21 protein-coding genes are annotated in these 23,605 nt (G+C 56.8%); 7 read left to right on the top strand and 14 right to left on the bottom strand.

Annotated features, from left to right (window positions below; all coding sequences use genetic code 11):
- Positions 1-113 precede the first annotated feature (113 nt).
- Entirely contained in the window at positions 114-1,505 is a 1,392-nt protein-coding gene (locus ccrud_RS13260; protein WP_066568845.1) for a GntP family permease, read from the bottom strand.
- 228 nt (positions 1,506-1,733) lie between these two features.
- A complete protein-coding gene (locus tag ccrud_RS13255) occupies positions 1,734-2,705 on the bottom strand; it encodes an alpha/beta hydrolase (protein ID WP_066568840.1) in 972 nt (323 codons plus the stop codon).
- 220 nt (positions 2,706-2,925) lie between these two features.
- Here ccrud_RS13255 and ccrud_RS13250 point away from each other — a divergent pair, with 220 nt between their 5' ends.
- The gene (locus ccrud_RS13250; protein ID WP_066568838.1) at positions 2,926-3,687 is read left to right on the top strand and encodes a glycerophosphodiester phosphodiesterase; all 762 of its coding nucleotides are present in this window, start codon (positions 2,926-2,928) and stop codon (positions 3,685-3,687) included.
- A complete protein-coding gene (locus ccrud_RS13245; RefSeq protein WP_066568835.1) occupies positions 3,671-4,585 on the top strand; it encodes a DUF5926 family protein in 915 nt (304 codons plus the stop codon). The genes ccrud_RS13250 and ccrud_RS13245 overlap by 17 nt, the downstream gene beginning before the upstream one ends.
- 71 nt (positions 4,586-4,656) lie before the next feature.
- Here the strand turns inward: ccrud_RS13245 and ccrud_RS13240 are convergent, their stop codons facing one another.
- The 9 genes from ccrud_RS13240 to ccrud_RS13205 form a co-directional block, all read right to left on the bottom strand.
- Positions 4,657-5,922 carry an LCP family protein gene (locus ccrud_RS13240; RefSeq protein ID WP_169816478.1) on the bottom strand — a complete coding sequence of 422 codons (1,266 nt, stop codon included), beginning with the start codon at positions 5,920-5,922 and terminating at the stop codon, positions 4,657-4,659.
- Positions 5,923-5,925: 3 nt separating this feature from the next.
- A complete protein-coding gene (locus ccrud_RS15825) occupies positions 5,926-6,048 on the bottom strand; it encodes a hypothetical protein (RefSeq protein ID WP_281181345.1) in 123 nt (40 codons plus the stop codon).
- A gap of 93 nt (positions 6,049-6,141) precedes the next feature.
- A complete protein-coding gene (locus tag ccrud_RS13235; RefSeq protein ID WP_066568834.1) occupies positions 6,142-7,083 on the bottom strand; it encodes a class C sortase in 942 nt (313 codons plus the stop codon).
- Positions 7,084-10,302 carry a choice-of-anchor G family protein gene (locus tag ccrud_RS13230; protein ID WP_066568833.1) on the bottom strand — a complete coding sequence of 1,073 codons (3,219 nt, stop codon included), beginning with the start codon at positions 10,300-10,302 and terminating at the stop codon, positions 7,084-7,086.
- Positions 10,292-11,437 (bottom strand): isopeptide-forming domain-containing fimbrial protein, encoded by a 1,146-nt coding sequence (locus ccrud_RS13225; protein WP_066568825.1) that lies wholly within the window; start codon positions 11,435-11,437, stop codon positions 10,292-10,294. Before ccrud_RS13225 ends, ccrud_RS13230 begins: the two co-directional genes overlap by 11 nt.
- Entirely contained in the window at positions 11,434-12,237 is an 804-nt protein-coding gene (locus ccrud_RS13220; RefSeq protein WP_245670288.1) for a class C sortase, read from the bottom strand. Before ccrud_RS13220 ends, ccrud_RS13225 begins: the two co-directional genes overlap by 4 nt.
- 150 nt (positions 12,238-12,387) lie before the next feature.
- Positions 12,388-13,920, bottom strand: a complete 1,533-nt coding sequence (locus ccrud_RS13215; protein WP_066568798.1) for a SpaH/EbpB family LPXTG-anchored major pilin — start codon at positions 13,918-13,920, stop codon at positions 12,388-12,390.
- Between the two features lie 470 nt (positions 13,921-14,390).
- Positions 14,391-15,122, bottom strand: coding sequence for a CPBP family intramembrane glutamic endopeptidase (locus ccrud_RS13210; protein WP_082868821.1), 732 nt, complete (start codon positions 15,120-15,122; stop codon positions 14,391-14,393).
- On the bottom strand, positions 15,119-16,258 hold the full coding sequence (locus tag ccrud_RS13205; RefSeq protein ID WP_066568791.1) for an amidase: 1,140 nt from the start codon (positions 16,256-16,258) through the stop codon (positions 15,119-15,121). The genes ccrud_RS13210 and ccrud_RS13205 overlap by 4 nt, the downstream gene beginning before the upstream one ends.
- A gap of 39 nt (positions 16,259-16,297) precedes the next feature.
- Between ccrud_RS13205 and pheA the strand changes: the two genes are divergently transcribed.
- Positions 16,298-17,245: a prephenate dehydratase gene (pheA, locus tag ccrud_RS13200; RefSeq protein WP_066568789.1), complete on the top strand. Its 948-nt coding sequence runs from the start codon at positions 16,298-16,300 to the stop codon at positions 17,243-17,245.
- A 2-nt stretch (positions 17,246-17,247) separates the two neighbouring features.
- A complete protein-coding gene (locus ccrud_RS13195; protein ID WP_066568779.1) occupies positions 17,248-17,919 on the top strand; it encodes a histidine phosphatase family protein in 672 nt (223 codons plus the stop codon).
- Positions 17,920-18,051: 132 nt separating this feature from the next.
- Here the strand turns inward: ccrud_RS13195 and ccrud_RS13190 are convergent, their stop codons facing one another.
- Genes ccrud_RS13190 through ccrud_RS13180 form a run of 3 tightly spaced genes read right to left on the bottom strand, consistent with a single transcriptional unit; the run spans position 18,052 to position 20,344 of the window.
- On the bottom strand, positions 18,052-18,396 hold the full coding sequence (locus tag ccrud_RS13190) for a metallopeptidase family protein (RefSeq protein ID WP_066568777.1): 345 nt from the start codon (positions 18,394-18,396) through the stop codon (positions 18,052-18,054).
- Positions 18,393-19,493 (bottom strand): septum formation family protein, encoded by a 1,101-nt coding sequence (locus tag ccrud_RS13185; RefSeq protein ID WP_211271308.1) that lies wholly within the window; start codon positions 19,491-19,493, stop codon positions 18,393-18,395. The genes ccrud_RS13190 and ccrud_RS13185 overlap by 4 nt, the downstream gene beginning before the upstream one ends.
- A 35-nt stretch (positions 19,494-19,528) precedes the next feature.
- Positions 19,529-20,344: a GntR family transcriptional regulator gene (locus ccrud_RS13180; protein ID WP_066568770.1), complete on the bottom strand. Its 816-nt coding sequence runs from the start codon at positions 20,342-20,344 to the stop codon at positions 19,529-19,531.
- A gap of 238 nt (positions 20,345-20,582) precedes the next feature.
- Here ccrud_RS13180 and serS point away from each other — a divergent pair, with 238 nt between their 5' ends.
- Genes serS through ccrud_RS13165 form a run of 3 tightly spaced genes read left to right on the top strand, consistent with a single transcriptional unit; the run spans position 20,583 to position 23,577 of the window.
- Positions 20,583-21,842, top strand: coding sequence for a serine--tRNA ligase (serS, locus tag ccrud_RS13175; RefSeq protein WP_066568767.1), 1,260 nt, complete (start codon positions 20,583-20,585; stop codon positions 21,840-21,842).
- 11 nt (positions 21,843-21,853) lie between these two features.
- Complete coding sequence (locus tag ccrud_RS13170; RefSeq protein ID WP_066568763.1) at positions 21,854-22,744, top strand: lysophospholipid acyltransferase family protein; 891 nt, start codon at positions 21,854-21,856, stop codon at positions 22,742-22,744.
- Positions 22,741-23,577: a Cof-type HAD-IIB family hydrolase gene (locus ccrud_RS13165; RefSeq protein WP_066568754.1), complete on the top strand. Its 837-nt coding sequence runs from the start codon at positions 22,741-22,743 to the stop codon at positions 23,575-23,577. The genes ccrud_RS13170 and ccrud_RS13165 overlap by 4 nt, the downstream gene beginning before the upstream one ends.
- Positions 23,578-23,605 lie beyond the last annotated feature (28 nt).

Below are 23,605 nucleotides of genomic sequence, written 5' to 3'. Positions count from 1 at the left end.
AAAGTGCCCTCCCTAAAATCGCTTTTAAGGACTTCTGAGAGTCGCTTCCATGTAAATGTTCATTCGGGAAAGTCGACCTCTTAAAACGGCTCAGGGTAGCACCTGGAAAATCCTTAGAGCAAGGACGCCAAACCGAACATGGCATAAGCCAGAATGAAGCCAACGATGGCAATGCAAGTCTGGTTTACTGTCCAAGTTTTCAGCGTGGTTGGAACGTCTGCATTCATCAAACGGCCAACTAGCCAGAAACCGGAATCGTTGACGTGGCTGGCAATAACAGAACCTGCAGCAGTGGAAATAACAATCGCAGCCAGCTGGAACTCATTGAAATCGGTAGCTGCAACAGCAGGAGCCATCAGCGCTGCCGCAGTAGTGAGAGCAACAGTTGCAGAACCCTGGGCGATGCGAAGAACCGCTGCCACGATGAAACAGCCAGCAATAACAGGTAGTCCCAGATCAGACATGGAATCTGCCAAAGCTCCACCAATTCCGGAGGTACGCAGCACTCCACCGAACATGCCACCAGCACCGGTGATCAACACGACGGAACAGATGGGGCCGAGCGCGCCTTCAACAGTTTTCTCCAGTGCAGATCCGCTGATGCCGCGACGGTTGCCGAGGAAGAACAGTGCGATAAGCACGGTGATCAGCAAAGCAACTGGGGTTTCACCTAGGAAGCCCAAGACCTTGACCACTGCTGATTCCGCATCAAGAACGCCTGCGGACACTGCCATTGAGGTGCCAGTATTTCCGAAAATGAGCAGCATCGGAATGAGCAAAATGACAATAATTGACGCTGCACTTGCAGGGTTATGAGGCTGATCTTCTTCTTGAGCTCCACCACTGAGAAGATCTGGAACTGGCAGTGGGAATTTCCGGCCTAAGAATTTACCCAGCAGGTAACCGGTCAAGTACCACGTTGGCAGCGCGACAATAATGCCTGCGATCAGTACATATCCAACCTGCGCACCAAAGAATTCAGAAGCCGCAATGGGGCCTGGATGAGGTGGCACGAACACGTGCATGACAGAGAAAGCACCAGCAGCAGGAATACCGAAGGTAAGAACTGAACCATTAAGTCGACGGGCTACTGCGAAGATAACCGGCAGCATAACCACAAGACCAGCATCGAAGAAGATGGGGAAGCCCATGATCAGTGATGCCACACCAAGAGCGAATGGTGCGCGTGCTTCACCAAAAATTCGAACCATCGCATCGGCTAGGGATTTTGCACCACCTGATGTTTCCACGAGTCTGCCCAGCATCGCGCCAAGGCCAACAAGCAGGGCAACTGAAGCGAGCGTTCCTCCGAATCCGCCGAGTAGGGTGTCCACCACTGCATTCATTGGAATGCCTGCAACGAGTGCGGTGAGAATGGAAACAAGCACGAGAGTGAGGAAGGCGTGCAGTTTAAAAACAATAACAAGAACAAGGATAAGGGCGATTGCTCCGGCAGCGATGCCGAGCAATGCGCCCGTTCCAAGGGTTTGTTCCCAAGTATCCATAGGGAAAATCCTTCTCAGTAATTGACTTGGATGAAATAAGTATGATCAAACTACACGGGTGATGAGATTTGCGCCACATTCTCTACGAAAATGCATGGTCATCACTGAATAATTTAACACTGCGAGGGAGTTTAGTCGCGATAAATTTGCCTGTTTAAGTTGGATCCCCTTTACTTCTGTTTGAAGTGGGGAATTATGCAAACGATTGCTACTTGGGATTGTATTGGTTTAGGTGAGAATTCTCCTCATCCAACCGCTGCGGGTCTCTGTCGTTGCATCTGCGACGGGCGTTCCTGTGCCTAATCCGTCATATCCGTGGAAACCGCCACGCCATACATGGAGTTCGGTCTGTACTCCGGACTCTAGGAGGCGAAGTGCGTACTTGATATCTTCATCGCGGAACATTTCTGCGGATCCAACATCGATATACGTGGTGGGAAGTCCTGCGAGATCAGTTGCTCGAGCGGGAGCTGTGTAGGGACTTACTTCCCGATCTTCGTGACCTTCACCAAGGATGGCATTCCAGGACCATTCATTGGATTCTCGCGGCCAAATCTTGCCATAAGGCTCGCCGTATTGCTGCGCGGAAATGGTTGCATTGCGATCATCAAGCATGGGGTAGATCAGGCACTGTGCGAAAAGCTGCACTTCGCCTCGATCGCGAGCCATGAGGGCAACGCCTGCGGCCAGTCCGCCACCGCCGGAAGCTCCGCCGACCATAATGCGATCTTTATTGAGTCCCCATGCCTCCGCCTGGGATGCTGCCCAAACGAGCGTGGCGTAGCAATCTTCCACTCCGGCTGGCGCGGGATTATCGGGTGCGAGGCGATATTCCGGGGTCACGACAATCATGTTGTGTTCATTGATCCACGCAAATTCATCGTAGGAGCCAAGGCCTGTCCAGCGATCGCCAAGAACCATGCCGCCACTATGAATTGCTATGTAGAGCGGAGAGTTTCCTTTAAATTCCGCAGGTTTTAATACTGTGACCTCAATGGGGCCGTTTGGACCATCGATTGTGTGGTCTTCCCAGGTGACATTGTGTGCAGCGGCAGCCTCTTGGGCCAGTGCTGGACCTGTAAAAGTTGCTTCTTTGAGGAGCATGTAGCTTTCATCGGACACAGTGGGCAGTGAATTTTCAGGCGTCAATAATGCTGCGACTGCTGGGTCGAGTTCTTGCCTGATGAGCTCTTCGGACATGATGATTTCCTTGTGTATAAGGGGCCAATTCTGCAGTATGACCAGCTTATGCAATGTGTATAAGGGGCCAATTCTGCAGTATGACCAGCTTATGCAATTTCTGTAACGCGCATCACAAATTGGTTGTAATGTAGATATCTCGCCCCACGCTGCGGAGATGCAAAATTGGGAGGATACTAGAAGAGGTAGCGGGTATTTTAGGGCTAGGAGAGATGTGAACATGAAGATCATCGCGCACCGAGGATTATCTTCGCGATTCCCGGAACTTACAGAAGCTGCATTTAGAGCGGCTCTTGAATTGCCAATTCACGGAATTGAAACTGACGTGAGGCTGACCAAATGCGGTGAAGTGGTCAATATTCATGATCCCATCGTGGATCGCGTATCTGATGGCAGAGGCCGAGTATCCCGTCTTGATCTAGAAACACTGCTTGACCTCAACTTTGGCAGCAAAGAAGCACCCCAAAAGGTGCTTACCCTGAATAACCTGTTGGATATTTTAGAAGACTATCCAGATAAGCACCTCTATATAGAAACTAAGCATCCGATGCGTTATGCCATCATGTTGGAAGAAGAAGTAACAAAGATTTTGAAGTACCGCGGGCTCATGCAAGATCCGCACATTCACATTATTTCTTTTGCGCTTCCTGCAATTTCTCGTATGGAACGGCTTGCCCCAGAAATTGATCGCATCCATTTGCGCAGGTCTTGGGAACGATGGGGGAATCCGAAAGACCTTCGTTGTGGTTCACCAACTGGCCTTGGCCTTTCTATTGAGCGGGCGAAAATGGATCCGAAACTCATCGGAATCAAGGGTATGCCCACCTATCTTTTCACCGTCGACAAGCAAAAAGACATGCTGTGGGCGCGCGACCAGGGCGTGGACATGCTGGCGACGAACTATCCGGACCACGCAGCCGAGCTTTTGAAAGCACAGTCCAAGCCCGCCATGTACGCTAATGCGCATGGCAAAGAAGAATAAGAAGAATGAACAGCTACCTGAGGGCATGAGCCGCCGTCAGGCAAAACTTGCAGCACGCGCCGCAGAACGCGCAGCACTTGAGCGTGAACCACGCCCATTCGAAGGTCTGGCAATGGAGTCCCAGCTCGTTGCACTGCAGGAATTCATTCCATCTGCAACCGCTCCAATCAACGTTGCAGGAACTGACCGCAAGGTCACTATTTGTACCGTCCTCCCAGGTGCTGCAGCTGCACTCGTCCGCGAAGAAGCATTCGGTGGCGAAGCATTCGTTGCAATGCAGCAGACTATCCGCTCCAATAACCCAGGCAAAGACCTGGCATTTGCACTGCATTGGGTCAAGAACGCTAACGCTGGCGAGTCCCTAGCAACTGCTACCGCTGATGGCACCCAGCCAGAGCTCAAGTCCCTGCTCAGCGAGTCTGACACTCTGGATATCACCGCACACCAGGACTTCAACTGGTGGCTTGCAGAAGAAGATAACCTTTCACCAGAGGTTGCTCAGCACATGCAGGCAGCAAATGATTCCATCCTCCCTTCCCACAAGGTTGAAGTAGATGTGCCAGGCGCTGTGTGGTGGGTTAACCCAGGCGGCAAGGCTCATATCCGTTGGGTCCGCACTGAAAACGAAACCGCTTTGTTCAATGCTCTGGCACGCATCGCTGCTCGTGGCGAGCTGAATCTTGGTGAAGAAACTAAGTTCGCTGGCGCTTTCCGCACCCACGGCATCGTCGTCCCAGTGTGGGATCTCGATCCTGAGCGTCCATCCACCGATTACGCCGATGTTTTGGTTGCACTCAACGAGAAGATCGTCGCTGAACTGGATAACGATGCCCAGCTCAACGCCGATGAGCGCCGTCAGCTGGAAAACATCAAGTCCCGCCAGGTGACCATCCGCTAACCGGTAATTACAAAAAATGCCCTATCCTCCGAGCCGAATCGGCGGATAGGGCATTTATGCTGATCAGGGTATTAACGCAGAGAGCTGAACAGCTCCTCGGCGGCGTAATCATCCCAAATGACAACATTTCCCACGTCATAATCAGCAAAGGTGGCAATGGGCACGGTCTCGGTCTGGGTGCCGCCACGCATGGCCAGCGCCAGGCGCCCCAGGTGCCAGACATGATCGCCCTCGCCGACGGTGAAGGTACCCACGGCATCACCGATCATCGGGATGACCCGGAAGGGGTTGAGCAGCGTGCCGGGGGAGGTGGCGGTGCTCAACAGGGCGGAGAAGAACTCCCGTTGGCGCACCACACGGTCCAGATCACCCATCGCGGTGGCGCGGGTGCGCACATAACCCAGTGCGGTGGCCCCATCGAACTCCTGGCAACCCGCCTGGATATCCAGGTTGGCCAGCGGATCCTGGATGGGTTCAGACGGGCACATCTCCACACCACCGATGGCATCAACCATGTTGGCCAACCCGCCCATGCCGATCTCCGCATAGTGGTCAACGCGCAGGCCGGTGGATTCCTCCACGGTCTGCGCCAACAGTTCCGGGCCACCGACAGTGAAGGCCGCGTTGATCTTGTCCATGCCCCACCCGGGGATGTTGACATAGGAATCACGCGGGATCGACAGCAGGGTCGGCTCACCGCTGCGGGGGAGGTGCAGCACCATGATGGTGTCGGTGCGTCCCACACCGATATCCCCACCGGTGCCCAGACGATTGATGTCCTCCTCGCTCAGGCCCTGACGCGAATCTGAACCCACCAGCAACCAGTTCGTCCCAGCGGTGTTGGACACCCGGGCTTCCGGGGTGGCATCCACCCGGTTGAGCTGCGAGTCGGCCCACAGGGTCACCGCACCGACCAGCACCAGGATGACTGCGAACATGGTGAACAGGGATCCCAGGCATCCCCGCGGGCGCAGGCGGATCCGTGGCAGGCGACGGCGCGGGCGCTGCGGTGGTCCCTGGGTGTTGACCACCTGGGGAAGTTCCTGCGGAACATGGCCTATGTGACCCGGATGTTGATAGGCCTGCGGGCTGGGCTGGTTCTGGGGGCGTGGCGGAAATTGCTGCCGCGGGGCAGCCGGCGGGAACTGCTGGCGGGGTGCCGCCGGTCCGGGTTGCGCCGGGAAGATGCGGGTGGAATCCGCCGGCGGGGAGGTGCGACGTGGCGGGGTCGGTCGCTGCGCCGCTTGTCGACGCGCCCGAACCGGCCTGCCATAGCGGTCGAGGATGGGCCGACCCTGGCTGTCACGGGCGAAATCGCCCTGTCCACGTGAATCCATGGGTTATACAGTAGCCCTAGTGCCACCGGATTTTTTCAAGAGCACCGGAACAGTTTCCGGTGCTCGGACGGTGGCATCACCCGGACTGATCGGGGTGCCGACGCGGGTGCCGGTGCGGGCCATCATGTGCACCGTTGGCTCCTATCTGGATAGGTGGAAACCAACGCACCTGGATCGGGGTAGATCCTTCGTAGCCCTCACCTGCTGGAAGGGCAGTGGTCACACCTCCCGGTGTGATGGAGTATCGGACAGGGAGGTCTCTGCCGTCATCTCATTTTCTTGTTTCTGCCTGCGCCACCGACGCAGGGTGGCCCAGAGGGCGAGGGTGATGATGAGAGCCATGAGCGCCAGGTCCAGCTTCATCCACCAGGACAGCTGAAGCTGCCATCCACTGTCCAGCTCGTCCTCCGTCAGTGGGGTGTGGTCACGTTCGGCGGTGACCAGCAGGCGGTCGGAGTTGATGCCGTACGGCGTGCAGGTGATGAGCACGAGCTTATCCACACCCTCCTCGTAGGTCACCGAGTCGTAGTCCTCCGGCTTAACGACCTCAGATCCGGTCATCCGGTACCGCAGCTTCTCACCGAGCACACTGATGTAGACGGGCTCGCCCTCCTCCAGCTTGTAGAGGTTGTCGAACATACTCGCATTGACCATGCCCGTGTGGGCGGTGATCACCGCGGTGTTACCGTCACCACCGATGGGCAGGTCGCTGCCGTACATGTGCCCGGCACCGCGGTAGAGGACCTTATCAGTGGTGCCGTGATAGACGGGCAGGTCCACACTGATGTCCGGGATGGTGATGCGCGACATGATCGAGGTGCGTTCCGACGGCAACAGCTGAGAGAGATAGTCCTGGTACTCCGGGTCGGCCGGGTCCTCCCGGCGGTAGTGGTGGCCGGCCATATCGAGGTAGCCATTGTACTCCTCGGCCCGGCGGCGTACATCGGCCAACGTGTCCGGTGTCTCGATCTTGGCCATCTCCTCCTCGTATTTCCGGGCGACCTCCACGTTCTGGTAGTCATTCCACACCGTGGACACGACAGGGTACGCCATGATGGCCAGGCTCAGCAGGAGCAGGACCAGGGAGATCAGGCGGGACCTGCGCCCCGGATCCTTCTCCCCGTCCGCCTTCCTGCGGTGCTCCAGCGTGTGCGTGGCCACTTAGTTTCTCCGACTCCGGATGTAGTTGGCCAGAGCAGCCAGTGCAACCAGCCCTCCCAATCCCAGTACCCATACGAGGGTGGTGGCACCGGTATTTGGCAGCATCGCAACCAGATCGGGCAGGCGCATCGCGCCATGTTTGTCGGTAGCGGTGGCTGTGACTTCACGGCCGTCGATGGTAGCGGTCGCCACGATGGTGGCCTCTTCCTCGTTCGCCTCGTAATGGGAGAAGTCCTCCTTGAGGGTTACCGTGAATTCACAGGTGGCGACACCCTCCTCGTTAAAGGTTAGCGTGCAACCCTTGACTTCACCGGTGGTGGAATCCACGGTGATACCTGTTGGGAGGGCGAATTGATCGTTGATCAGCGAAGAATCGTAGATGGTGATGGTGTCCAGGTCTACCGCGCCGGTGTTCTCCACCGTGTAACGGATGGTCATCTCCGTGTTGCCGGCAGGCACGAGGGTGGTGGACCCGATCCCGTCGAGCAAGCCGTCAATGTGCTTATCGACGCTGATCGCCGCATAGGAGTTCGTAATGTTGATCTGTTGCTTCGGGGTGGGGACAGTGGGCACCGGCCCGGAGACGAAGGAGGCTGTCGTCGCGTAGCCGTCGCCATAGGTGTTGGTGAGGTCCGCGTTGTTGAGCTTCCAGCTGACCAGCGGACCTGCAGGATTGGTACCGAGGTCCTCACGGATCATGACAGTGGTGTCCTCCTCCAGGCTATCGTTGAGCACCGGGATATCCTTGATGGTGAGGGTCTCCTCGTGTCCGATTGTCGTGTCGGCGTTGATCCAGGTTGTACCGTCGTCCAGGGAGTACTGGAAGGCGAACTTGTCCTCGACCGACGCACCTGCGACCGCCTTGGTGATCTCGATATCACGCCGGTCGATGTCGTAGGCGTGAACGATGCTGACCCGGTGGGAGTCGACATCCTCTGGCACGAGGAACGTGAAGGAGTGTGTCTTCCACTCAGCGCCAACCTCGGTGGCGTCGACCTTGACCTGGTTTTCATCCAGCGTGACACCGGTGGAGGACATGGAGGTCGGCTGGTCAACCGGGGTGTCACCGGAGACGAGGACGTCGGTGCCGTCCGTATCCAGAAAATAGGTGTATGGCGTACGAGCAGCGGTGGAGTCGTTACCGGTCGGTGTTGGACGCAGCGCGTTGTGAATTGCCAGCGCGGGGTTGGCCGTTACGGTGCACTCCGCACCCGGCCTGACCCGCAGAGGATCGGCAAGGCCACCGGTGGCACCCGTCAGGTGCAGTTGGTTATCAGCGAAGGAGAAACCGCTACCGACGTTGAGCGCGTCGTAGGATAGACCCTCCTTCGTAAGAGTCCAATCATCTTCAGCTTCACACCTCAATTCATAGACGTACCCACCGGTGTGAAGGCCACGGCCGTCACCGATCTTCGCTACATCGAGGTTGAGATCGATCAGCCTCGTGCGCTGCGCCATCACTGAGGCAGTGGCCAGCGGGAGGTGAATGGCTTCACCGTCTGTGCCCAAGTCCAGGAGGCTGAGCTCAAGTGCAGACACGGTGAACACGGTGCCGTGGGCCACCGGTTGTTGTTTCTGACGGTTGATCACGATTTTCGCGATAGGGGCCAGAATCTGGAGGAAGACCGGATTCAGAATGTTCAGCAGAGGGCTGACTACGCTCGTTTGCAGACCACCGAGAACTGTGCTGCCCAACAGACCGTTGCTTTCAGGTCCGGAACCAAACAGCACAGTTTCGAGGACTCCACCCACTTGGCTCAGCAGGGCTACAGCAATGTCCGCGGTGAATGGAATCAGGCCGAGCGAACCCTTCCGGTAGTAGTAATTGTAAGGGTCGGACTCATACAAAGATCGCACGGATGTACCCTCGATATCGGGGTTAAGCAGGCCACCTAGGGTAGCGGTGATGTCAAGTCTGAGTAGACCAATCAACGCTTCCAAACCGATAGTAACCTCGGTTGCATAAAGCCCGGTACGTTCATCATCCCCCTTGAGGACCTCCTCAATACGGGCGTTCAGTCCATTGGGGTTGGTCGCTGACCCCTCCGTGAGAGCACTGGTCAATGCACTTGTGATCTTTGCCAGCTGAGTAGCATCGACCAGGAGAGTGTTCGGATCGAGCTTATTAAGGTCGCCTTCGTGTAATTGCTTGAGATCCACGGTGATCTCGCCTTTTTCCAGGTCAATGAACACCAGACCATTGCTGTCGGCAATCGGTGTACCCGTTAAAGCCTGGGTGACATTCTGCAGGGGGATCTTGACTTTTACGGTAGGCCGGGCGATTGCCCCCAGCAGGCCTCCCAGCAACGGGATGTCATAGATCACGCCCAGCAAACTGTCGTCAGTAGCCAATAGAGAATTGACGGTGTCATCTAGGCCACCCAGGATAGTGTTCAACCGATCCTGCAGATCGGTGACCAGCTCTCCGACGAGGGGAGCATCGAGGACCAGTTGAGCGTCTGCGACCTGATATCCGCTGCACACCCACGTGTCATCCGCCGGATCACCCACCGGGGTGGCGGTGAGGTTGGTGTCGCACACCGGAGGAGTCCCTTCCGGGACGTCGGACATGTCGGGCGCCTTGGCGACGGCACTGACGGCACCCAGCTCCAGTGCGGCCTCGGTGATGACGTTCTCGGTGATGACGTTGATTCCACCCAGATCCAAAAGGCTGAGGATATCCACTTTGGCGTTGTATCCTTCGCCGGGGTGAGTTAGCTCAAGACCACCGGAGTCGCTGACCACACCGGCGGCACCGTGTGCCTGGGTGGCCGAGGGGGCGTGAGCGTACTCGCGGAGGGCTCCAACCTGGGCATCGCCTAGTACGAATTCCAGCAGACCGTCCTCACCCACCAGGGGCAAAGGAAGGTAACCCAGGTTGAGGTAGATGAGGCCCAAGGCCGTTAGATCAATGTTGGAGGTATCTGCGGTCTGATTATTGTTAGCTAGGATTTTCCAGAGCTGGTCCGTCCCAGGGAGATCAGCCACACTGAGGTTGTGATCGTCCGGAGTTCGGACCCATTCGTTCAGCAGTCTCAGATCGAGCAGCCCGCCGTAGGCGTATGAGTAGGTATCTTCGAGATACTCGGCGAGGGGGATCGGGTCATTGGGTGTCTCCTGTGCCTTCGCCTGCACCGGCACCACTACATTGATCACCAGGAGTGCGCTGAGTGCCATCGCCAGTAGACGATGCAGCTTTTTCTTCAGGTTAGTGAACACGGCGACCTCGCATGTAGAAAGTGATACCGATCAGGGATAGAAACGCTCCCAGGGCGACGGTGCCAAGGATGCTGGCGCCGGTGGAGGCCAGCGCATCACTGCGCACGGGACGCTCAGGGGTTGCCTGGACCCCGGGGACAGTGGGGGAGTCCTTGCTCAGAGAATCATCGCCGGGGGTGGGTCCGGCAGTCGGGCCGGGCGCTCCCGGCGTGCTGCTGCCGGAAGAGCCAGGGAAAAATGAACCGGGGAAGATGGGGAGGATGGGAATAACCAGACCGGACTGGCTGGTGACGGGCAGGACATGCTCGTTGGAGATGACGGAATCGTCCCCGTCCTCGGGGTAACCATCGGGGTACAGGAGACCGATGTTCGTCAACGTGGTGCCCGGCTGGAGGGCTGTGGAGACGCGGACACCGAAGGCGAACCGCACGATGACATCGTCGTGCTCGGCCCGTTCGGCGGCCAGGCGCTCCAGGCCGGCCGGGGTGAGGGTGGCCGTGACGGTGTTGTTCTCGGTACGGACGGTGTAGTCGACGCCTGCCCCAAGGGGGACGGTCCGGTCGTCGACGAGGATACGTAGGGAGGAGTCGCCGGTGGGGGTGAGGCCCTCGGGGAGGGCGTCGTGAAGCACGTAGCGGTGGAGCTGGCCGTTGGTGTCCGGCAGCGGCACCGAGCCGTCGAGAACGTAGGTGACACGCGAACCCGGGACGACCGTGCTCACGTCCGCAGACTTCTGCAGGGTGAGGGGTTGTGGTTTGGGGAAGGCGGTGACGTCGACACGCCCCTCGTTGTCGGGAATGGCGACGGTGAACGCCGCGGACGTTGCACGGGCGACGTCGCCGGTGCGGGTGGCGAGCTCCCGGGCGTGGTAGGTGCCGGGGGTGAGGTCGTCGAAACGCACGGTGTCGGTGTCGCTGTACAGGATGAGAGGAGCGGCGAGGTCACCGCCCGTGAGCTCGAAACGCACGGGATGGACCCCCGGGGTGTCGAGGGAGGTGGGCAGCTTCTTAATGGTCACCGAACCGAGCTGCGTCTGTGCAGAGGCGGTGACAGGCAGAGCCATGACCAGGGCTACGAGTAGCAGGGTCAACAGGGTCAGCAGCCGCATCAGTGGCTGGGACGTCCGTGAGGTCATCTCCGCTCCTTTCTGTGCCGGTAGATCCAAACCGAGATAATGAGAAGTATGAGGGCAATGCTCAACACGAGGGCGAGCAGCATCCACGGTTGCCAGAGGACGCCGGAGTGTGGGGTGGGTAGATCGATCGTCTCCACCCGTTCGCCGGTGACGAGCAAGCGGTGTGTGTTCACACCATAGGGTGTGCAGGTGATTAGCGTGAGCAGGTCCCGGTCCGCCACCGGGCGGAGGGCCTCAAGCTCGTGGGGAAGCACCGTCTGAATCTGGGTGACCCGGTAGACCAGTGTCTCGCCCAGCACATCGACGGCCATGAGATCGCCGTCGGTGACATCAATGAGGTTGTCGAAGAGAGTGGCGGTGGTGATGCCGGTGTGGCCGGTGATCACCGCGTGGTTGCCCTGCCCACCAATGGGCAGCGACGTTCCATAGAGGTGTCCCGCGCCGTGGGCGAGGGTCTGCTCATCCGTGCCGTGGTACACCGGCAGATCGAGCTGCACGGACGGCACCCGGATACGCGCCATCACCGGAGTGAGATCGAGCTGCTGCAGGTAGGCCTGGTACCCGGGGTCGTCGTGGTCGGTCTCGTCGGCCCAGGGGTCGCCTGCCACCGGCATGCTTGCCGACGCATTCCAGTCCCACGCCTCAACCCATTCCCGCTTGAGAACCTCAGCGTTCATACGTGAGGTCTGCTCCGTGTATTCACGCGCGGCACTGGCCTGTTCTAGGTTGTGTATTTGGGTGGAGATCACCGGTGCCAGCATGATGCCGATGCCGGTGAGAACGAGAAAAATGGGTGTCACAACATAGCGCAGGACATACCCGAGGCTTCTCCGTGGTGGAGTGGCGGTCCCGGGAGCCGGCAATGTGTGAACACCCATTCTTCTGTTTCTTCTTTCATGTGTGCTGCCCCGTGCCCGGTGGGAACCGGTCACAGGGGCAGGGCCACATGCTTAGCTACGAGCGCGATTGCCGCGGACTGCGGCAGCTCCACCTGCGGCAGCGACAACCAGGCCACCAGCGATCAGTGCCATGGTGCCCATGCCACCGGTGGACGGCAGCTGGCCTCCGCCGGCCTCATCGGTGGTGAGGTTGGTGACATCGACAACCATGGCGTAACCGTCGTCCTCATCTTCGGTGAACTTCACCGGCTGCGGCTCCGGGTTGAGGGAGTAACCCGTTGGAGCCTTGGTCTCCACGACGCAGAGATGTTCGCCCTCGACGGTGGAGTCAGGGGAAGAGGTCAGCTCGCCGTTGACGAAGTTCCAGACCTGAGTGTCCGGCAGGATCACGGAGCCATCGGTGGTGGTGAGGTTCGCAGCCAGCTTGTCGCCCACGGTGGTGTAGCTCGGGGTTGTTGTGGCACCGTAGCTGTCGCAGCGGTAGAGGTCGAACGCTGCGGAGCCGGTCGTGATTAGTTCACCGGCGGTATCGACCTTTTCTATGGTCAGGTCACCGAAACGGGTTTCGGCGTGGTTACCGTTGTTCTGGGTGGAGTAGGTGAGGCCGCCACCGAGATCAATGGAAGCGTCGTTCCTGATGGCGCCGTTCTCCGGAACCTCAACGACCGTGGTGTCGAAGGTGACCAGAATCTGCAGGTCCGGGTTAGTTGCACGCCGGGCCTGCAGCTCGGTGAGACCAGCCTCAGTCAGGGAGATGGTCAGGTTTCGGTAATCCGTGATGGGGTCGATGGACCCGGCCGGAAGCGCGGCGAAAGCGCCGTCCGTGCCGGTGTTCGTGCCGACCTTCACGTTGGTGGCATCGGTCAGGGATGCCGGCAGGTTATCGGTGATGACCAGCTGCGTGAGGTTACCTGCCGGGACCGGTGCGGAGATGGTGTAGCTGATCTTGCTATCAGCAGTGACGTTCTCATCTCTGACGTCCTTGTTGATCTCGACGGCAGCCTGGTTCTTCGGGCGAACGGTCTGAGAGTAGCTCCACTTGCCGGTGGCGGGATCGGTAAACGGCAGGGTCACGAAGAAAGGTGCGGCCTCCTGGTAGGTGACACCATCGACGTTGGTCGGGGCTCCGGTCTCGGTGACGCGGTAGACACCGACGGGTAGGTTGACCTTCACGGTTCCTGGGTTCGGGGTTCCCTCTTTGCCGGTTGTGACGGTCCGATCGGTGAAGGTGGAATCCTTTGCTGCGGCATTGAGGGTCGATGGGGTGAGGGCCTTGACGTCGTTCCATCCCTTAACCGTGGTGAGGTCGATGTTGAGACGCTCGATCGTGAACTCGGCGCCGTAACCCTTCTCAAGCGTGTTCAGCGCAGTCTGGATCTCGGGGTTGTACTCGCCGGGGTCACCGACCGGCATACCGATGTACTTCTCGATGGTCAGGGTCGGCTGGATCTCGTTGATGTCGTCGATGATCGTGGATTCGATCTGGGCGCCAGCGACCGGTGCGAAGATACCCGCACCTGCGGTGGAGAAGCCCAGTGCCAGGGCGAGGACGGCTGCGGAGATCCGCTTATGGTTCTTGTTCATTGAATTCCCGATTCTTGCTAGGGGAGAGCCGCGGCAATTCTTGCAGGGTGTGAACACCTTTTAATGCCCTGACATCGAAGTGACCGGTCGGCTATCAGATTTGACGATCCGGCTTAACATTATCAGCTGTGCTGAAAAGTTCAATATTGGAACTGGCTGTCAATCACATGATTTATATCCCATAGTTTGCGACCAAACTCCGGACACTTATCTTGAGCTGGGAAAATTATTCAACAAAAGTGGCATATAGGGGGGTGCTAAAGATGAGATATCCCTTCCTTTTGGGGGCTGGACCACTGGAAAAAGTGGGGAAGGGGAAGGGAAATTCATCATTTTCGGATTATATGGATGGTTTTTCCCAGTGAAGTATCACGCCCCGGGCTGCTGCTGTGGCAGGGGAGATCTCCGGGAAGAGGGGACAATCTGGGGATAGTGTATTAACCATTGAGATCTTAGATACCCGTGAACTTCTACAACCCCAGCCAGCTGAGATCCCCACCCAGGGCCGTGTATCCGACGAACGCCACGGCGTCGATGAGGAAGTGGGCGATCACCAAGGGCCACACCCTGCCGGTGCGGTGGTAGAACCAGGCGAAGATGACACCCATGATGATGTTGCCGAAGCCGGCTGATACCCCCTGGTACAGGTGGTAGGAGCCCCGTAGTACCGAGGAGGCGATGATCATGGCGGGCACACTCCACTTCAGTTGGCGCAGTCTGGTGAAGAACCACATGACCACCACGATCTCTTCACCAAATGCGTTGGCGGCTGACCATATAAGCAGCACTGGGATTTCCCACCAGGTTTCCAAAGTGGTGGGCACGACCTGTTTGGAAAGACCCAGATGAACGGCACTCGCATAGAAGATCAGCCCGGGAATGCCGATGAGCGTTGCAAGGCCTGCACCCCATGCCCAATCTTTGGGTTTGATCCAGCGGAATCGTTCGCCAAGCAGATAGATCGCTAGCGCTCCCCAGGAAAACAGCACACCGGCGGAACACAATTGCAAGGCGAGATCCAGCCATGCGGAGTTTGCCATTGAGGCATTCAGGGCAACTTGCTGGTCGTTGAGCGCAACCGGTGCGAGGAGATCGTCGATGAGCCTAAGGAATGATCGCAGGCCGCTCATGCCAAAGGTGATGGCTAAAACGATCAGTATTTCCGCCTTTATTCGACGCGGTGACATTACTGAATCACTCATGCCACAGCTCCCTCTACAAATGCTGCCAGCCCAAGGATGTCTTCGTTTCCTACGCGCACCCCGCCAAGATGAATTCCTATTCCTTCAACAGGCACGCTGATGGCTGCCCCTCCGGTCATGTTGAATAGTGTTGCCCACGGTGTCCATTGCGTCTGCGCACGGAAGTCTTCCTCGGGTGGCATGGAAGAAAAGTAGCCGATCTTCGGAGGGGTAAAAGCCAAGGTAGGAGTCAATAAAACATCGATGTCCCATGCTCCGTGTACAGTCTCAGCCACGGAATCAAAAGCACCAACACACGACTGTCTTGCGGAGGGGGAAAGCGTTCGGCCTTGTTCACTCAACCACCTTGTAAGGGGGCTGCCCAGGTTGGTTAGTCCAGCGGATTTCATCATGAACACTTCTGTATAAGCTTCAAACGCCCAAGCGCCATAAGGGAGGGGTACGGACACAATCTCGTGGCCGGCTTTCTCAAGCAGGTGGGCGGTGGATTCGAGGATGCTCAGGAAGGAGGCGTCGACAAGCGAATTGGCATGGATGGGCTCAGCGAGAACGCCGATGCGCAGGCGCCTGGTGCGTGGTTGAAGTGCGTGCAAACGCACTTGGGTGGCCACATCACGGGTGATAAACCCCTGCGTGGAGGGGTTTCCACCGCGGGAATCGTGGGCGGGTTTAAACCCAACCAGCCCGCACGCGGCGGCTGGAATCCGGATCGAACCGCCACCATCTGAGGCGTGGGCGGCGTCGACAAGCGACCTGGCAACAGCAACCGCCGCACCACCGGACGAACCGCCGGGCGTGTGACCAGGCAAAACTGGGTTGCTGGGTGCGTCCATGTCGATGGGCTCGCAATACGCCGTCATGCCGAGCTCGCTGGTTTGGGTTTTGCCAGCGATGATCGCGCCGCGGTCGATGAGATTTTGGATAAACAGATCGGTTTCTGTTGCGATCGCGCGCCGGGATGCATTTCCGAACGCGGTGGGCATGCCTGCGACATCGTTGAGGTCCTTGGCTGGAATCACCATGCCATGCAACGGTCCGACACCATGGCCAGCGGTGATCTCAGGGTCGAACCATGCAAAACCATGCTCGGAGGGCGAGAGCTGGGCTAAGCGATCGGCTAATTGAGCAACAGACATGGACACCCACCTTAGTTCGGCGGGTTAAGCTGTGTAACCATGAGCGACGCACCAATTGTTGTGGCCTATTTGGGGCCTGCCGGAACCTTCACCGAAGAAGCCCTCTACAAATTTGCCGACGCCGGCGTATTCGGCGACGGTGAGATCGAGCAGCTGCCAGCCAAATCGCCACAAGAAGCTGTCGACGCCGTCCGCCACGGCACCGCCCAGTTCGCGGTGGTCGCTATCGAAAACTTCGTCGACGGCCCCGTCACCCCCACCTTCGACGCCCTTGACCAGGGCTCCAACGTGCAAATCATCGCCGAAGAAGAACTCGACATTGCCTTTTCCATCATGGTTCGGCCAGGGACTTCGCTTGCCGACGTCAAAACCCTCGCCACCCACCCGGTTGGGTACCAACAAGTGAAAAATTGGATGGCAACCACCATTCCGGACGCCATGTATCTTTCAGCAAGCTCCAACGGCGCCGGCGCACAAATGGTTGCCGAAGGAACCGCCGACGCAGCCGCAGCGCCCTCCCGCGCAGCCGAACTCTTCGGACTGGAACGCCTTGTTGATGATGTCGCCGACGTCCGCGGCGCCCGCACCCGCTTCGTTGCTGTCCAAGCCCAAGCAGCCGTTTCCGAACCGACCGGCCACGACCGCACCTCCGTCATTTTCTCCCTACCGAATGTGCCAGGCAGCCTCGTGCGCGCACTCAATGAATTCGCTATCCGCGGCGTTGACCTCACCCGGATTGAATCACGGCCCACCCGAAAAGTATTCGGTACCTACCGCTTCCACCTTGATCTCGCCGGCCACATCCGCGATATTCCCGTTACAGAAGCACTCCGCGCACTGCACCTCCAAGCCGAAGATCTAGTATTTCTTGGCTCCTGGCCGTCCAACCGTGTGGAAGACAGCACGCCACAAACCGAGCAACTAGCTAAGCTGCAACAAGCGGACGAATGGGTTCGCGCAGCAGCGTCAGGAAGGGAACTGAACTAAACATGGCTGGCCGGATTATTTTGCTACGACACGGGCAAACCCACAACAACGTTAAACACCTCTTGGACACCCGCCCACCAGGTGCAGAACTCACAGACTTAGGCCGCAAACAAGCCTTAGAAGTGGGCCATGAACTGGCAACATACTCCGGCGAACGACTTTCCCATGTGTATAGCTCCATCGTGCTGCGCGCCCAACAAACCGCAGTGCTGGCAACCTCCACCTTTGAAAAAGCCCGCGACATGCAGGCCGGTGCGGTTCCTTTGGATGTTGTAGAGGGCATTCAGGAAATCAACGTCGGCGACTTTGAAATGCGCGGCGATGAAGAAGCCCACATGAATTACTCCCGCGCACTCAACGGTTGGCTTAACGGGGATCCTGCCGCTGGTCTTCCCGGCGGTGAGACCTACAAAGACGTGTTGAACCGCTACCAGCCGACTCTTGATCGAATCATGGACAGCCACGACCTTGACGACGACCGCGATGTTGCCGTTGTCAGCCACGGCGCCGTCATCCGCATCGTGGCAACACACGCAACTGGTGTGGATCCCAACTTTGCGTTCAACACCTACCTAGGCAACTGCCGCTTTGTGGTGCTGGAGCCAAATGGTAAGAAATTCGGCCAATGGGACGTTGTGCGCTGGACTGACAGCCCACTTCCGTGGCAGGAGTAATTGGGGCCAAAGGCTCGGATTTTTAAGCGTCCTTTGGTCTGAAATGGCGGTTTTTGCGCTCCAATGGCATCGAATCAAACCAAGGATGCCCACTTTATGGGGGGGCATGATCTGTGCTCTTAATAAGGCAATTTAGGCGTATCCGAGTCTGTGCAGGTCCTCTTCGCCAAGCCCAAAATAATGCCCAATCTCATGGAGCACGGTCACTCGTACCTGCTCCACCAATTGTTCCTCTGAATTGCAGTAGTTTTGCAAAGCACCTTTATAAATGGTGATGGAATCAGGCAATCCACCGTGATTAAAGGTGCGTTCAGTCAGAGCCACCCCATGATATAAGCCCAGAATATAGGGGGAATCTGGGTGAAAATCATCGATGAGCAGCACAACATTGCGCATGTGATCAAGGAACTGTTGGGGTACTTTATCGAAAGCTAAATCCACCAGTTCTTCAAACCGCTCATCGCTGACCTCAATCACGGAGCATTCTCCTCCACAGGCATTCCTACCTCAGCGGAGCCTGCTGTTTCTGCATGCTCGCGTAGTGGATCGCGCGCTGGCTGAGGTGGTGGAACTTCACCGTTGACAGTAAATGGTCCAGTCGCGGATCCATTCAACGTATTAAATGTTGCATCGCCACCGGCAGAAGGTGACATGAGGAAACAATTCACACTGTGGGAGCCACCAAACCAAGAATTAGACGTAATGGTTGGCCAGAACATCTGCAACGTGGACTGATAAACCGCTTCTTCAGATCCTAAATAATCAATAGCAGCTTGGGTGCAGGTGTTTCCGAGGAAACCATTTTGCTCATCGGTGCTAGGAACGCCTTGTGGGAAAGGCACGCCAAGATTGACAGTCAGCACGGTTTCCAAGTGGTGGTCTTCTGCACAATCAACCTGACGGAATTCAGCTGAAGATTCCACCTTCACGCATGAGCCAGCCCCAAATACTCGTGCCTGATCGTTTGCAGAGACCGGGCCGACTGTCAGCTGCGGGGTGCCGGAAGGATCTGTTGCCTGCAAACCACACAGCATTGTGCGGTCTCCCGCAGCCCAGGCTTCTGCAGGGGGCAGAATCGGTGCGATGGTGTAGCGACCAGAAGGATCAAAACGGTTGTTTAGATAAGCAAGCGTGGGAGCCTGGCAGAGCTCTTCACGCAATTGCGCCTGCCTAGTTAAGTTTGGTGGCGCTGCATCAGGGCCGAACTCAGAACTTGGGTAGGTGGCCAGGTTTTCTCTTGTCGAGATTTCAAAACGATGTTCTTGATCACAGCTTGCTTGCTCAAAACCAGACACTAAGCCTTCAGCATTGACATCCCATGTTGCGCATTGCCCCACATCAGCTGTGGTGAATGATGTGACAAGTGCCGGAGTAGAGACTGTCGTTTGTTCTGTTCCTGAAGGAGTATCGCCTTCGCTGGCTGAAGTATTCATATTGTAGGAGTACACGCCAACAGCAGCTGTTGCCGCTAATGCTGCAACAAGCATAGTTTGCACGGAGGCTGCGGTACGGAAAGAAGAACTCTTCTTGGAACCACGCTCCAGAGACTTCGATGTGTCAAAGTTTGTACTCATAATTGACACCATCATGCCACCAAAGTGCCTTGAAGTCAGAGATCTTCGGAGCGTGTGACTAATGTTTTTAAGGAATAGCGGTCAGTTCGGTATAAGGAAACACACCATTCCAGGGGCTTATCGCCCGAAAGTGACTGTCGCAGAATCCTCAACAGTGGGGCACCGGGGGTGACGTCGAGAAGCTTTGCGGTGTCCTCATCGGCCGCTACGGCTGTAACCGTTTGCTCGGCCTGGGTGACTGGCACTTCATAAACCCGGTCCAAAATGGAATACACCGAGTTATACACATCATTTTCCAGCAGGTCAGGGGCATAAACAGAGTTGTACCAACCATGATCAATGGCATAGGGACGGCCGTTGCCTAAGCGCAGACGCCTCAACGTGATGTGTTGGACAGTTCGGTCAGTGCCAAAGAAATCTGCAATATCATCAGGCGCAGCGCCACGGGACGAGCTTAAGATTCGGCTGGTTGCCGACAGGTTTTGAGCTGCCATTTCTGCGGAAAACGAGGCCAGATGCAAGCGGGAAATCAGTGGGGAATGAGCCACGAATGTGCCTTTGCCGCGGGCTCTTTTCAGCCTGCCAGAAGCTACCAAATCGCCGATCGCACGACGCACCGTGATGCGGCTGACTCCGTATTTTTCTTCCAAAATACGTTCACCTGGCAGCATATCTCCAGGCTGGAGCTGGGTTGTGCAGATCTCCTCTAGGATTTCACGAAGCTGCTGGTGCTTAGGTTTCAAGCCATCAATAAGGACGCGGTTGGGAAGTGTATCTACGTGTGAGCTTTCAGGTTCAACCCCGATGGATGCGGCGGGGAGTCCATCCTGGTTGAGGGGTTCGTGAGGCATAGTGTTTACTCTATCTCATCTGGTCATAACCAGGTGTGGAGTTGGTGTGTGGGTTGTGCTGCATTGACGGGGGCAGAGTTGCTGGGGCTGGTGCAGGATTTTTCTTTTTAAAGAATTTTTAAAAATCAGCCCAAAACTGCATGAAGTGATCAGATGTAGACACATCTATTAGCGCTGTTCAGAACCCAGTTTTGCCCTAAGTGATCATTTGTCTAACGATCACGGTAGATTGTTACTTATGATCGATCTGAAATTCCTCCGTGATAACCCGGACATTGTTCGTGCCTCCCAGATCACTCGCGGCGAAGACCCCGCGCTTGTGGACGAACTGATTAGTGCTGATGAATCTCGTCGCGAAGCAATCAAAGCTGCCGATGATCTACGCGCTGAGCAGAAGGCATTTGGAAAGAAGATCGGACAAGCTTCTCCTGAGGATCGTCCAGCACTGCTGCAGGGCTCCAATGAGCTCAAAGCCACGGTAAAAGAAGCCGAAGCAGCGCAGGATGTTGCTGAAGCCAAGGTCAATGAGCTGCAGATGAAGCTGTCCAACGTTGTTTCCGGTGCACCTGCCGGCGGCGAAGAGGACTTCGTAGTTCTAGAGACCATCGGCGAGCCACGCACCTTTGATTTCGAGCCAAAGGATCACCTCGAGCTTGGTGAATCCCTCGGACTCATTGATATGAAGCGCGGCACCAAGGTATCTGGTGCACGTTTCTACTACCTCACCGGCGACGGCGCAATGCTGCAGCTGGGCATGCTGATGCTTGCGGCACAAAAGGCTCGCGAAGCAGGATTTAGCATGATGATCCCACCAGTTCTAGTCCGCCCTGAAATCATGGCTGGCACCGGCTTCTTGGGTGATCACTCTGAAGAGATCTACTATCTTGAGCGCGATGATATGTACCTGGTTGGTACTTCCGAGGTGGCTCTTGCGGGCTACCACAAAGATGAAATCATTGATCTCCAGGATGGTCCTGTGAAGTACGCCGGTTGGAGCTCCTGCTTCCGCCGCGAGGCCGGTTCTTATGGCAAGGACACCCGTGGAATTTTGCGCGTGCACCAGTTCGACAAGGTAGAGATGTTTGTCTACTGCAAGCCTGAAGAGGCTGAAGGCGTGCACCAGCAATTGCTGAACCTGGAAAAGGAGATGCTGGCAGCCATCGAGGTTCCTTACCGCGTCATCGATGTTGCCGGTGGCGATTTGGGTGCTTCTGCATCCCGTAAATTCGACACCGAGGCATGGGTGCCAACCCAAGAGACTTACCGCGAGCTCACCTCTACCTCCAACTGCACCACCTTCCAGGCACGTCGCCTGCAGACTCGTTACCGCGATGAAAATGGCAAGCCACAGATCGCCGCTACCCTGAACGGCACCTTGGCTACCACTCGCTGGCTCGTCGCTATCTTGGAGAACAACCAGCAAGAAGATGGCTCTGTGATTGTTCCTGAGGCACTGCGTCCATTCGTGGGCAAAGATGTGCTGAAGCCAGTCAAATAGGCGGACATAACATGGACGCACTGGTCAAAAGGTATGGCTTTCATGTAGCAGAATCTTCGCCCAAGGTTCCGCTACATCCCACAGAATCACGGGAGCTGTTGTACGGGCGCACCATCATCAACGCTATTCGGCTGACGCTGAAAGCCCAGGATGTGCAGGTGTTCGTCTTTGGTCAGGAGAATCTTCCAACCACTGGCGGCGCCCTTTTGGCCATCAATCACACCGGTTACTATGACTTCATTTTGGGCGGCATTCCAGCGTATACACACGGTAAACGCCTGGTTCGTTTCATGGCGAAGAAAGAAATCTTCGATACCCCAATAGTGGGCGCGTTGATGCGCGGCATGAAACACGTCTCCGTTAATCGCGCAGCTGGTTCCGGTTCGATGGAAGATGCTCGAAAGCGTCTCGACGACGGCGGCCTGGTGGGCATTTTCCCAGAGGCGACCGTGTCGAGGTCCTTTGAAATTAAGGAACTAAAAACCGGCGCCGTACGCATTGCAGAGGACGCGCAGGTTCCACTGCTGCCAGTAATTATTTGGGGTGGACAGCGGATCATCACCAAAGACACCAAGCGCGATCTCGGACGTTCACATATCCCAGTATTCGTCAGTGTCGGCACCCCAGTCGACTCCAGCGGCGATCCCGAAGAAGCAACAGCACGCCTCTACGAGGCTATGAAAGAGCTTCTCGACGAGACCCGCACCGCCTATGAACAAAAGTTTGGACCTTTCGAAGGTGGAGAATTGTGGCGTCCAGTCTCCCTTGGCGGCGGCGCACCAACATTGGAGCAGGCGAAAACTTTGGAAATCGCCGAACGGGAACGTCGACAAGCAAAACGCGAAGCCAAAAAAGCCGCTAAGAAGCGGCCCTCCTTGATAAAGAAACTCTTTAAAAAATGATTAATCCGGGTTCAGCACCCAAATTGGTAGCCACTGATGTTGATGGCACCCTCATTAATAGTTCAGAGCGCGTGCCGCAGCGCCTGCGCGAAGTAATCACACGTATGACTGCTCAGGGCGTGACGTTGGCGCTGTCCACCGGCCGTCCACCACGGTGGATTCACCTCGTCTTAGACCAGCTCAGCGTGCAGCCGATCTGTGTCTGCGCCAACGGTGCGGTGCTTTATGATTCTGCAAAAGACGAAATAATTGCAGCCCACACGCTTAGCTCAGCAGTCATGAAAAATACGGTCATGGCTGCTCGTGTCGCATTGGAATCCCATGGTGGCATGAGCATCGCGGTGGAGCGCGCAGGTAAATCCGCCTACGACGCAGCCGAAGAACTTTTCCTTGTGACACCGGAATACAGCCACGCCTGGCCCTCAGACGAGCACGGCATTGTCTCTGAAGACGAAGTGCTAGCTGAACCCGCAACCAAACTATTGCTGCGCAGCGACCACCTAGAATCCAAAGAGCTATTCGATATCGTGCGCGCTGCCGTTCCCGTGGACCAAGTGCACGTGACATTTTCCATGTCTGGCGGACTTATTGAGATCGCAGCACCTGGAGTTACAAAAGCATTGGGCGTTTCCATGCTGGCAGAACAGCTCAATATTGCCCGCGAAGATGTTATAACGTTTGGTGATATGCCCAATGACATTGAAATGCTCCAATGGGCCGGCAGGGGAATAGCCATGGGCAATGCACGGCCAGAAGTGAAAGCAGTTGCTGATCACATCACCGGCACCAACGATGACGCTGGCGTTGCTGACATTTTGGAATGGTGGTTTTAAAAGCCTGCCTGATTGCTTAATACATGCA

Origin of the sequence: Corynebacterium crudilactis, from assembly GCF_001643015.1 — a bacterium.
GTDB lineage: Bacteria > Actinomycetota > Actinomycetes > Mycobacteriales > Mycobacteriaceae > Corynebacterium > Corynebacterium crudilactis.
This window is presented reverse-complemented; position numbering and strand designations above follow the sequence as displayed.